The organism is Natronosalvus rutilus, from assembly GCF_024204665.1.
In the GTDB taxonomy this organism is placed as follows: Archaea; Halobacteriota; Halobacteria; order Halobacteriales; family Natrialbaceae; genus Natronosalvus; species Natronosalvus rutilus.
Genome location: NZ_CP100355.1, coordinates 2,182,885 through 2,195,804, shown reverse-complemented (window position 1 = coordinate 2,195,804; position 12,920 = coordinate 2,182,885). Strand labels below are relative to the sequence as shown.

Annotated in this window: 9 protein-coding genes; all 9 read left to right on the top strand. The window is 57.4% G+C overall.

Annotated elements, in window-relative coordinates:
• Window positions 1–8: 8 nt before the first annotated feature.
• Window positions 9–1,034, top strand: a complete 1,026-nt coding sequence (locus NGM29_RS10535) for an ABC transporter permease (protein ID WP_254156071.1) — start codon at window positions 9–11, stop codon at window positions 1,032–1,034.
• On the top strand, window positions 1,034–2,083 hold the full coding sequence (locus tag NGM29_RS10530) for an ABC transporter permease (RefSeq protein ID WP_254156070.1): 1,050 nt from the start codon (window positions 1,034–1,036) through the stop codon (window positions 2,081–2,083). The genes NGM29_RS10535 and NGM29_RS10530 overlap by 1 nt, the downstream gene beginning before the upstream one ends.
• Complete coding sequence (locus NGM29_RS21315; RefSeq protein ID WP_311136824.1) at window positions 2,080–3,129, top strand: ABC transporter ATP-binding protein; 1,050 nt, start codon at window positions 2,080–2,082, stop codon at window positions 3,127–3,129. The genes NGM29_RS10530 and NGM29_RS21315 overlap by 4 nt, the downstream gene beginning before the upstream one ends.
• Window positions 3,126–4,214 carry an ABC transporter ATP-binding protein gene (locus NGM29_RS21310; protein WP_311136823.1) on the top strand — a complete coding sequence of 363 codons (1,089 nt, stop codon included), beginning with the start codon at window positions 3,126–3,128 and terminating at the stop codon, window positions 4,212–4,214. The genes NGM29_RS21315 and NGM29_RS21310 overlap by 4 nt, the downstream gene beginning before the upstream one ends.
• A gap of 177 nt (window positions 4,215–4,391) precedes the next feature.
• Complete coding sequence (gene bglX / locus NGM29_RS10520) at window positions 4,392–6,569, top strand: beta-glucosidase BglX (protein ID WP_254156069.1); 2,178 nt, start codon at window positions 4,392–4,394, stop codon at window positions 6,567–6,569.
• Window positions 6,570–6,651: 82 nt separating this feature from the next.
• A complete protein-coding gene (locus NGM29_RS10515) occupies window positions 6,652–8,064 on the top strand; it encodes a glucoamylase family protein (protein WP_254156068.1) in 1,413 nt (470 codons plus the stop codon).
• Between the two features lie 1,017 nt (window positions 8,065–9,081).
• The gene (locus NGM29_RS10510; protein WP_254156067.1) at window positions 9,082–9,960 is read left to right on the top strand and encodes a DUF7351 domain-containing protein; all 879 of its coding nucleotides are present in this window, start codon (window positions 9,082–9,084) and stop codon (window positions 9,958–9,960) included.
• Window positions 9,961–10,076: 116 nt separating this feature from the next.
• Window positions 10,077–11,165, top strand: coding sequence for an aminopeptidase (locus NGM29_RS10505; protein WP_254156066.1), 1,089 nt, complete (start codon window positions 10,077–10,079; stop codon window positions 11,163–11,165).
• 467 nt (window positions 11,166–11,632) lie between these two features.
• Complete coding sequence (locus NGM29_RS10500) at window positions 11,633–12,406, top strand: IclR family transcriptional regulator (RefSeq protein ID WP_254156065.1); 774 nt, start codon at window positions 11,633–11,635, stop codon at window positions 12,404–12,406.
• The last annotated feature ends 514 nt before the right edge of the window (window positions 12,407–12,920 follow it).

The following is a 12,920-nucleotide window of genomic DNA, read 5'->3' as shown; positions in this document are numbered from 1 at the left end:
AGGAGATTATGGTACGATACTACATCAAACGAACGGTTCAACTACTCGTGACAATAGTCACAGTAGTGAGTCTGTCCTTCTTCCTCATCCGGTTTCTGCCCGGGGGCCCAGCGGACGCGTTACGGGCAGAACTCCTGCAGAACAACCCGGGGATGAGCCAGGCACAGATCAATCGCCGCGTCGAGGCTCGTCTCAATATTGCACCGGATGATCCATTACTCGTCCAGTATACCGATTATCTTATTAACCTTTCACAGGGAGATATGGGCACGTCGACGACACAGGGCGCACCAGTCACCGAGATCCTCGCGTCGGCTATCCCATGGACGATTTTCGTCATGGCAACGGCCGTGGGCGTGGCATTCGTGATCGGTATCTCGGCGGGTGCATTGATGGCCTATAAAGAAGGGAGTCGCTTCGACAGCACTGCGACGGTAGCCGCGATCGTTACGAACTCGGTACCCGACTATATTTACGGGATCCTCCTCCTCTGGATCCTGGGATTCCAGCTCGGGCTCTTCCCGCTCGGCGGACGGTATTCTGGCGCGGTCGAGCCAACCATCAATCTGCTGACGCCGATGCAAACGGTGGGATTCCTTGGCGATGCACTGAGGCATGCAGCACTATTGATCACTTCCGTCGTGATATTCGTGTGGGGTGGTTGGGCGCTGGGAATGCGCGGGAACAGCATCCAGATCCTCGGTGAGGACTACCTCCGTGTCGCCCGCCTCCGTGGACTATCCGAGCGTCGAATCGCACTCCGTTACGTCGGACGAAACGCAGTTCTACCGATGTATACGGCGATGCTCATTACGGTCGGATTCCTGTTCGGCGGGTCGGTTATCCTCGAGCAGATTTTCAGCTATCCGGGTGTCGGTTATTACATGATCGAAGGACTACACAGACGTGACTATCCCCTGATGATGGGTGTGTTCATCGTCATTACCATCACCGTCGCGATTGGCGTCTACATCGCTGACCTTACCTACGGGTGGATCGATCCCCGTGCCAGTGCTGATGGAGGGAGTGATTGATGAGTCAAAAAACGAATCACGACGAGATAGTTGATGCACTCGACGACGAGGACTCAGCGTTCGGAGCGGTCGCGGACGACACTCTCTCGAAGCGCGAACGCTACGTGCGGGCGCTCGACAGAAACATCGTCGCGCCGGCACGGATCGTTTGGGACGACCTGCGTGCCCGTGTCGGGCTGGCGATCATCGGAATCTACCTGTTCATGGGCACCGTCGGACCGAAGCTCATTGATCCGCCGCGAACTGGCGACGGTCCCCGGCTCGAAGGCGCGTTCGAAACGTGGGCTCACCCGCTGGGAACGGACAGCCTCGGTCGGGATATCCTCGCGTCGATCGTCCACGCGACGCCGAATATGCTGTTAATGATCCTCGCAGGCGGGATCTTCACAACGGTGATGGCCACGGTCGTTGGAACGACCTCCGGGTATCTCAGAGGGCGCGTAGACCAGTTCATCATGATGGTTACGGACGTCGTGATGACCATCCCCGGCCTTCCGCTCGTGGTGATCCTCGCAGCAGCCCTCTCCCCGGAAAACCCGATCGTTATTGGGGTCATTCTGACGATCAACGCGTGGGCCGGGTTGGCCCGTTCGATTCGATCGCAGGTTCTGGCCGTTCGTGAGAACTCCTACGTCGAAGCGGCGAAGGCGATGGGCATGCCGACCCGGACTGTCATCCGCCGAGAGATCTTGCCGAACATTATGCCGTACGTGTTGGTCAACTTCGTCAACGCATCTCGGAACGTCATCTTCGCCTCGGTCGGGTTGTACTTCATCGGCGTTCTCCCATACGACACGATCGTCAACTGGGGCGTCATGATCGACCTCGCCTACCAGGGTGGTGCGCTACAGACCACCGCCGCCGCTCACTGGCTTCTGGCCCCCTTGATCACGGTCATGTTGCTCTCGTTCGGCCTGATCATGTTCGCGCAAGGGACCGACCGAATGTTCAATCCACGAGTCCGAGCCCGACATTCTTCATCGGGTACTGCTGAGGAACCCGATGAAGAAACGAATTCGACGCCCGCTACAGGAGGTGCCCTCAAATGAGCTACGAACGGACGACACTGCGTTCCGACCCCGACGAGGATACGATTCTGAAGATACGCGATCTGTCCGTGTCTTTCGAAATGGACCGCGGGACTTCGAGGGTCCTCAACGATGTCGACCTCAACGTTCGACGAGGCGAGATCCTCGGAGTCGTTGGCGAGTCCGGCTCTGGGAAATCCATGCTGGCGTCGGCGCTACTCGACGCAGTCGTGGAACCGGGGATCACGGACGGAACCATTACGTACAATCCAACGGGGGATAGAGAAATCGATATCCTCGACATGTCCGACGACGAACTCCGGGAGTTCCGATGGGAAGAAATTTCGATGGTATTCCAGGGAGCGTTGTCGTCGTTCAATCCGACGCAGGATATCGGCGAACACTTTGAGGAAACCCTCGAGGCACACGACTACCCCCTCGAACCGGGAATGGAACGCGCGGCCGAACTCCTCGAGGACCTCTATCTCGATCCTGACCGGGTCTTCAACAGTTATCCGAACGAACTCTCCGGCGGGATGAAACAGCGAGCACTCATCGGGTTGTCGCTCGTTCTCGAACCGGAGGTGCTGGTGATGGACGAACCGACTGCAGCGCTCGATTTGCTCATGCAGCGGTCGATCATCAGCCTGCTCGCGGAGATTCGCGAGAAGTACGACCTGACGATGATATTCATTACCCACGATCTCCCCCTCGTGACGAAACTCGCCGACCGAATCGGCGTTCTGTACGCGTTCGAGTTGGCGGAACTAGCTGGAACCGAGGAGATCCTGAAGAATCCCCGACACCCTTACACACGGGCGCTGTTGAACGCGACGCCAAATCTCGATGCGCCGCTCGAAGAGATGCGGCCGATACCAGGGTCGGCGCCGGATCCAGTCAACGTTCCATCGGGATGTCCCTATCACGAGCGTTGTCCGATGGCAACGGCAGAATGTGAATACGACAAACCACTCATGGAACATGTATCGGAGGACCACGAAGTCGCCTGCCACCACTGGACCGACGTCGATGAAGCCGTGCCATTGACCACGGAGGTCGAGCAATGAGCCACGACTCCCCCGTCGTGTCGCTCTCGGACGTCGACGTTCATTTCGAGAGCACGGACGGCGTGAATCCGTTCGCGAAATCGCAGACGGTGCGTGCCGTCGACGACATCGACCTCGACATCGGCGAAAACGACATCGTGGCTATCGTCGGCGAGTCGGGTAGCGGGAAGACGACCCTCGGCAAAACCGCCGTCGGACTCCAAAAGCCGACGTCCGGTAGCGTCAGTTACCGCGGGCAGGACATCTGGGAAGCAAAACGCCGGTTCTCGAATCCATCGATTCCGTACGCTGAGATTCGACGATCGATGCAAATCATCCATCAGGATCCAGGGTCGTCGTTAAACCCACACAAGACGGTCCTCTCATCGCTCGAGCAACCGCTGAAGCGATGGTACGATGATCTCGGCCCCGAAGACCGTGAAGCGCGCGTCCTCGCGATGCTCGAGCGGGTTGGAATGTCACCGCCGAACGATTACGCCCACCGCTATCCCCACCAGCTCAGCGGCGGAGAAAAACAGCGCGTTGCGCTCGTACGGGCGCTGTTGATGAACCCGGACATCATTCTCGCTGACGAAGCGGTGAGCGCGCTTGACGTCTCGCTGCGCGTCGAGATGATGGACCTCATGCTCGCACTGCAGGACGCGTTCGACACGTCGTTTCTGTTCATCAGTCACGACCTCTCGAACGCTCGCTACCTCGCAGAACACGGCGACGGTCGCATCGGTGTGATGTATCTCGGCGAACTCGTCGAGCTCGGGCCCGCAGAGGAAGTCTTACAAAACCCTCAGCACCCGTATACGAAGGTTCTGAAGTGGGCAACACCGTCGCTTGGAATCGGTGGGGCGTCTGAACCACCGATTCGAGAAGTCGACATCCCGGACCCGGTGAATCCGCCATCTGGATGCCGATTCCACACGCGGTGTCCGAACGCGACGGAATTCTGCAAGCGAAAGCGGCCTTCACCGCTGACGGTCGATAACGATACCAGCGACCATCGCGTCTCGTGCTATAGAGTCGACGACAAGAGCGACTACTGGGAAAGCACCCCGCTCGAAGACGCGACATTCGATCAGGGGAACATCTAATGGACCGCCGACCTCGCTACCGTGCTCACGCTGCTCGAACGATCATCGAGAGCCTCCCACGGCACTCTCGAATCAATATTACCCCTTTCTTGACTGAGTCGGGTACCGTGCCACGAGACGAAGGAAATAGTCAGTAATCGATCTACCAGACACACCACTCTACAAATCGCGCTATACATGGAAACGAACACGCTGGAGACTCCCTACGAAGACGAGATCGAGTCGCTTATCGAACAGATGACCGTCACCGAAAAAGTCGGTCAGTTAAATCAACTCTGCGGTTCGGAACAGACGGGGCCAGCAGTCGACGACGTTGATCTCGAGGCCGAGATTCGAAACGGAAACGCCGGGTCGTTGCTCAACGTGACCGGCCTCGAAACGAAGCGACGGTACCAGCGCCTCGCCGTCGAGGAATCGCGTCTGGGTATCCCACTGTTGTTCGGCTTCGACGTCGTTCACGGTCACAAGACGATCTTCCCGATTCCGCTGGCGGAAGCAGCCTCGTGGAATCGGGAAGCGGTCCGCGAATCCGGCGCTGTCGCCGCTGCCGAAGCGGCGGCCGACGGTATCCACTGGACGTTCGCGCCCCCCGTCGACGTGACGAGAGACGCCCGTTGGGGCCGCGTCATGGAGACGAGCGGCGAGGATCCGTACCTGGCGAGCGAGTTGGGAGCCGAGAAGGTCCGCGGCTTCCAGGGTGAAGACCTGAGCCGCCCGGATACCGTCCTCGCCTGCGCAAAGCACTACCTGGCGTACGGTGAAGTAGAGGCTGGACGGGAGTACAATACTGTCGATATATCCGGATCAACGCTCCGCGAGGTCCACTTGCCGCCATTTCAGGCGGCCGTTGACGCCGGCGTCAGGACAGTGATGAACGCATTTACCGACGTAAATGGAGTGCCCGCTACTGGAAACGAGCGGATCATCTCCGAGATTCTCAAAGGTGAACTGGGCTTCGGCGGGTTCATGGTTTCTGACTGGAACTCGTTTCGCGAACTCATCTACCACGGCGTCGCGGCTGACGAACGCGAGGCTGCCGAACTCGCGTTCACTGCTGGGTCCGACGTGGACATGGTTGGACACGTGTATACCGCAGCACTCGCCGATCTCGTCAACGAAGGCCGAGTGTCGGAGACTCGCCTCGACGACGCAGTCCGACGCGTCCTCCGAGCGAAGTTCGAACTCGGACTCTTCGAAGATCCGTACCGGTACATCGATCGGGACCGGCGAAACACCACGGTCCTCGCTGACGAACACCAGGAGACCGCCCGGGACGTGGCACGAGAATCGATCGTCCTGTTGAAAAATGACGGCGACGTCTTGCCGTTCGAGGATATCGAGGAACTGGCGGTAATCGGCGGACTCGCCGATAGTCACGACGACGTGCTCGGCAACTGGCGCTCCCGAGGTGAACCCGAGCACGCAGTGTCCGTTCTCGACGGCGTTCGTTCGGCCGCTGATTCGTCGACGACGGTCACCTATGCGCGGGGCTGTGACCGATCGGGCGAAACGAGCCCTGACCTCCGACGTGAGGCCGTCGACACCGCTGCACGAGCCGACGCTTCGATCGTCGTGGTCGGCGAACAGTGGCAGCAGTCCGGCGAGTGCTCGAGTCGGACGCGAATCGACTTACCGGGCCAACAGCAGGAGTTGCTCGAAGCCGTACTCGATACCGGGACCCCGGTCGTCGCGGTATTGATGAACGGACGGCCGCTCGCGATCCCGTGGGTCGCCGAAAACGTTCCGGCGATCCTCGAGACGTGGTTCCTCGGAACCCAGGCTGGAAACGCGGTTGCGGACGTCCTCTTCGGAGCATACACCCCATCTGGAAAGTTGCCGATCAGCTTCCCCCGTCACGTCGGCCAGGTCCCTATCCACTACGACCATTTCCCGACTGGCCGTCCAAAGGAACACGCCGAACCGGGCTGGTCGTCGTCGTATATCGACGAACAGAACGAACCGTTGTACTCGTTCGGCCACGGCCTCAGTTACACGACGTTCGAATATTCGGACCTGGAGTTGAGCGATTCTGCGATCGGAATGGATGAACGGTTGACGGTGACCGCGACAATCAAGAATACCGGTGACGTGGCCGGGGAAGAGATCGTCCAACTGTACGTCCACGACGAGGTCGGAAGCCGAACCCGGCCAGTGAAGGAGTTAAAGGGCTTTCACAGGGTCGAGCTAGCGCCGGGAGAAACTCGCCCCGTTCAGTTTACGCTCGATCAGGACGACCTTGCGTTCTGGACGCTCGACGAGGAGATGGCTGCGGAACCGGGTACGTTCGACGTGATGATCGGCCGATCGGCCGACGACGTTCGCCTGGCAGATTCGTTCGAGCTTCGAGAAACCTAGAATATTCGTATTTTCCATGCCAATCAAACATTAGATAATATACAATAAATTTAATAGAGATTGTTTTGATTGATCACTCGGAATGGCAGAGAAATCCTTCTCATCACGACGCACCGTACTCGGATCGATCGGTAGTCTGGGGATTGGTCTCACTGGCTTCTCAGGTTCGACACTGGCGAGCAACGGAGAAGACGACGAGAGCCTTGGTGACGACTTCGAGACGACTCTACACGAGATCGCGGCGGATACGTGGTCGTTCTTCGATGCGTTCGCGACGAAAGAGACCGGTCTCGTGCCCGATCGCGTGGATGCCGAAGGCGAGGCGTACGAACCGGCCGACCACACGTCGCCCGCGAACATCGGCGTACAGCTCCTGAGCACCGTCGCTGCGAGCAACCTCGATATTCTGGAAGCGTCGGAGGCGCACAACCGCATCGAGACGATTCTCGATACGATCGAGGATCTCGAAACCTGGAATGGGCACCTCTACCGCTGGTACGACGTCCACGCCGGTTCGATCGAGGACGAATTCGGCGGCTGGTGGGAAATCTCTACGATCGACAACGGCTGGTATACCGCAGGCCTAGTCACAGCTGCCGGTGCGTTTCCGGCGCTTCAGAGTCGAATCGACGCATTGCTGTCCGCTCAGAATTACGAAATCCTCTACGATTCCGAGGTGTACAATCCCTTCGCAGACGATTTCTCGTTCGGCCACCTACTGGGTGGATACGACGCACGGAACGACGAATCGCTCGGGTTCCATTACGGGACGTTCAACAGCGAAACGCGAATCTCGAGTTACGTAGCCATCGGAAAGGGGGACGTTCCGGGCTCTCACTGGTGGGATCCGTTCCGGACGTTCCCGCCCGAGTGGGGTCAAAACAAAGATCCCGAAGGAGAGTTCCGAACCTACGAGGGTGAGCGCGTCTGGGAAGGTCACTACGAACACGATGGTACCAAATACGTCCCGTCGTGGGGAGGAAGCATGTTCGAATCGCTCATGCCCTCGCTCGTCCTCCCCGAACTGGAGGTCGGCGGCCGAGCGCTCGGCGAGAACAACGCTCGACAGGTGCAGCTACAGATCGACCACGCCGAGGAGCAAGGCTACGACGCGTGGGGCTTCTCGCCGTGTGCGGTCCCTGATAGCTACGCGGAATTCGCCGTCGACTATGCAGGTATCTACGGCTACAACCGTGACGACTTCGCGACCCCACACGCCACGTTCCTCGGACTGGAGTACGCTGATCGGTCGGCCGTCGAATCGTCGCTTGAGGCGTATACCGACCGCGGCCTCTACACGAAGTACGGCTTCTTCGACTCGATGAGCGTCGTAGACGACACGGTGACCGAATCGTACCTCCTGCTCGACCAGGCCATTTCGCTCGTCGCGATTGCGAACTACCTGACCGACGGAAGCGTCCGCCACGACTTTCGTCGCCACTCTATCGGAGAAGAGCCCACCGACCTGCTGGCTAAGGAACGCTTCACTATCTGATCGAAGCGGTTCCCGGCACAAAACTCGACTGCTTACTGCCCGAAATCTCTTCGCTCGCGCTTTCGGGCGGTACAGCGATAGAGGACGTACGCCGCTCCGGCGAATACCGTTACCACGATACCGAAATTAACCCAGATTATGGTTCGCGTGTACGGGTCAGGCGGAACGAATAGAACCGAAAAAACGAGTAGTGCGAGGAATACGGACTGGATGCCGATAAGCACGTAGAAAGCAGCCCTGTACGGACAGACGTGCTGCCAAAATCGCTCGCTGAACGAGATATCCACGCTGTTATAGCGTGACTGTCTCACCATAATAATACTGATTCTACGCGATACCGTTTGAATGGACGGTCCGCCGATCGGCCCCTCCGAACGAATCCTCGATTAGCGAGAGCTCGGCATTGAACGATTCGATCAAGTGATCTGATACTGGGTATGGCGGGTCGTCTACTTCTGCGGGAGACCTAGTCGTTTCTGGTTGCTATTGAACGAATTCTGCCAGTATTGATGCCTAACACTATTGTACAGATAACGCAACAGTAACAACGGCAAAGCCAATTATTGACGCTGTGGTATTGGACGGGGAAGCACCGCTCCACCACCGCATCCTTGTGTCAATTTCTCGAAAAACAACTCCCTTCGGAACTGTGTTTCGTATTGTATACTCCCCTATCTGATTCCTATTATAATTCGTACGAACGCTACACTACCATGGCCAACAGAGACGGCGGAAATAGTGTTCACTCTTCGAAATATGCTTCGGTCGCTTCCACAGCGCTTTTAGCAGTGGCCGTGGGGCACCATTGTATTGTTTAATATTAGCAATACCGCCCTACAAGTCGATTTTACCGTCAAATAGATTTTATATAAGCAGATAACTCAACCATGCAGTATTGTGGACCGTCTCAGGATTAAACTCCGAGGCATTCGGCTCGGTCATCCGTAACACTACAGAGGAATTTGCGGGTGTCAATTGTTCGGAATAGCTTTCTCACCATCTCGCTATAGACAGTCCATGAACGACGACGAAGCAGTATCGGTCGAACACCGGCCGCCAGAGGAGGTGTTCGAACTGCTCTCGAACGACCTCCGCGTGGAGATCGTTCAGGTACTCGGGGAGGCCGGAGAGGCGCTAACGTTTTCCGCCCTTCGAACAGCAGTGAGCGAACGGGACTCCGGGAAGTTCAACTATCACCTCCAGAAACTCGTCGGCCACTTCGTGACCCAGGACGAAGACGGCTACCGACTCTCGTTCGCCGGTGAACAGGTGTACGGTGCCATCCTCTCGGGGTCGTACACAGCAAACGCATCGATTCCCCCGTTCGAGTTCGACGGACCGTGCCCGATGTGCGGTCACGCCATCCTCGTCGCAGAGTACGGGAACGAGACGGCGCTGCTCTACTGTCCGGAGTGCGACGAGTGGCGCAACGAATTCTCGTTTCCGCCTGGCACGCTCGACCAGTTCGCCCGTCAGGAGCTCCCGTTTGCCTTCGATCGCTGGATGCGAGCGACGGTGATGAAATTCCTTCAGGGCTTCTGTGAGAACTGCGGCGGTCGAGTCGATGCCACACTCGAGCGGGCTTCGTCGGCCAATTCGAGGCCCGTTAGAGCGGTATTCGAGTGCGGACGTTGCGACGATGAATTACGGGCCTCGCCCGCACTCCCGGTACTGTACCACCCCGTTACCATCTCGTTCTTCGAACGATACGGCGTCAACGTGCTGCACGACCCCTCCTGGCGATACTACGGAGAGGACGACGACATGTTGGTCGAGATACTGGACGACGATCCGTTGAGAGCCCGCGTGTCCGTGACGGTTGACGAAACCGAACTCGTCGCCACGGTAGACCACGACGTCACGATCGTGGATGTGGCCATCAGCGGCGACGACTAGAGAGCAGGAGCGGCAGAATAGCTAATACCCCACTATCGCCTGTTCTTCACAACTATCGTACAGAAATGCGCTTCTGGGAACGGTCAAGATGGCTCTCATCCAGTGACTAGTCGGACATGGACCCACGAATTGTGGAACACGCACGTATCATCGTCGACCACTCAATCGCTGTGAAGCCAGGAGACGAGGTTCTGATTAAGGCTCCGTCTGAAGCTGAAGATCTGGCTGTCGCGCTGAACGAACTTCTCGGAGATCGCGGTGCGCGACCGATCTACATCGGGCCGAGTAGCCGGGCCCAACGTGCATTTATGCGAGCGATGGATCCCGACGACTACGACGGGCCGCCAGCAACGTACATGGCCCTCGCCGAAAACGTCGACGCCTCGATTGCAATCCGTGCGGCGTCGAACACGAACGAAACCAGCGACATCCCCCCAGAGAAGACCACCGCCTATTCAGCGTTGATGAAGCCGTTCCAGGAAAAAATGGCGGACAAGCGGTGGGTTGCGACCCAGCACCCCGCACCGGGGAACGCACAGGACGCCGAGATGAGTACGGCGGCTTACGCTGACTTCGTTTACGAAGCTGTCAATAAGGACTGGGAAGATCAGCGCGCGTTCCAAGAGAATCTGGTAGCGTTGCTCGAGGAGGGACGCGAGATACGAATTCGCTCTGGTGACGCGACAGACATCACCATGTCGATCGACGGTATGGTGCCGGTCAACGACTACGGTGAGAAGAACCTCCCTGGCGGTGAGGTCTTCACGGCGCCAAACCCGGACTCGGTCGAGGGCGAAGTGTTGTTCGACAAACCGCTGATGGCCTACGGGCGCGAAGTCACGGACGTCCAGCTCGTCTTTTCGAAGGGCGAGGTAGTGGACTACCGCGCAGGAAAGAACCAGGACGTATTGGAAGCCGTTCTGGAGACCGACGACGGCGCTCGGCGACTCGGCGAACTCGGGTTCGGTATGAACCGCGACATCGATCAGTTCACCCACAACATGCTCTTTGACGAGAAGATGGGGGATACCGTCCACATGGCACTAGGTCATGCCATTGACGAGAGCATTGGCCTGGACCGTACAGGCAACGAGTCGGCCATCCACATGGACATGATCGTCGACATGAGCGAGGACTCGGTCATCGAGATTGATGGTGAACGGATACAGCGGAATGGAACGTTTGTGTTCGAGGACGGTTTCTAGAGATCGAAGCCCATCAATCATTCTCACTTCGAACGAGGCGATACCCGTTGCACGACCGAACACTTCTCACGACCCGGACAGTAGGGAAACGCGTCTTTTCACTTTGAGGAGCGCCAATGTACGCTAAGATTCTCATTCCGACGAACGGGTACGCGCTCTGGAGCGGCGTCAAAGAGGGATTGGACTGTACTACAAACGGTTTTCGACGCACGGCATCGAGACCGCGTTCAATCTGGAGTTCGCCCGACTGCAGGATCGGTCCCTGGACGGATGGGATATCTAGGCTCTGCAAGTTTCGGAACTGAACGGCAAATCGGTCGGTCGACATCGTCTCGCCGGAAACGGGTGATGCCGGCATCATCGACGCTTACGAACGATACGACGAAGGGCTCGTAAACGAGTGGTCTTGTTCAGTAACGACTACGAATTAGTTGACAACGCGCGGGCGCAGACTCGCAAAATCCAGCATGAGCCAAGATAGTGTTCGACAGCAGAGCTCGTCGTGGGTGAAATCTACGAAAACAGTCTTCGACATCGTCGAGACGCTGCGCGAGCGAGACGGGGCCGGCGTGACGCAGATTGCTCAAGCGATCGACCTCTCGAAGAGCGCGGTGCACAAACACTTACAGACGTTACGCTCTCTCGGATACGTCACGAAGGACGGCACCGAGTACCGACTCGGCCTCAGTTTCCTCTCGCTGGGCACCTATACGATGGAACGCAAGTTGTTCGAATTCGGGGACGCTACGAACGATATCGATAGTTTGGCGGAAAATACGCGGATGCCAGCTCTCCTCGTCGTACCAGACGGCACCGATGGCGTCGTACTCTACCAGGTGTCAGGAACTCAGGACCCTCGTTTTCGAAATGGCGAACGTTTCTTCCTTCCGACGAAGGCTTCGGGAGTTAGTATTTTGGCACACCTCCCCAAAGAACGGCGTAAAATGGTCCTGTCCCAACTCGAGGAGGAGCGGCGAGAAGAGATCAACAGTCTGCAACAGGCCAGAGATCAGCGTGTCGTCTACAAGAAAGACGTAGAGAACCAGCAGCAGTCTGTCGCGGCACCCGTACTCGATTCGAACGAAATGCCAGTCGGCGCCATCGCAGTGTCGGGCGCTCTGGGCAATATTAGCGACAAGCGCCTTCACGAGGACGTTACGGGGCTCGTTCTCTCAACGGCTAATTCCGTGCAAGGAAATCTTACATCGGAGCATCAGGAACGTCCGAGCGACACGGTCTAGTCTAACACCCTATTGGTACATAATCTGACTGACTAGTATAGATGTCCGTGCTTTAGTAGTGTGGGAAAAGTCCGAGACAGACTTGGCGCTCGCCCGACTTCCCGCACACGAACTATTGGAGCGGTCAATTCGCATCGTCAGGGTATGAAACTACTTTTTCGATCAGGTTTCGATCGACGTAGCGAGCTGACCGCTCAACCCTAACCGAAAGAGTGAAAACAACCATTCGTAGCCACCGACGAGAAGGGCGGTGGCAGAGAGTTCGTGTAACTTGGCCGATCGATTCAGGACACCCGTTCCGGAGCGCCGCCCTATCATCGAATTTGATGTCATCAGAAAAATATTTTGACTGTTTCGATATTGTTATATCTATCAATACAACCTCATCCAAATAACCCCATATTTATATCATTACCGGTCCGGAACGATTTCGCCAGCCTTCGCACACGGCTCGTCGTGCCGGGCCGCACGAGAACATTCCTCTCGTGGACGTTGCCGAATCTCCTCGTATGCC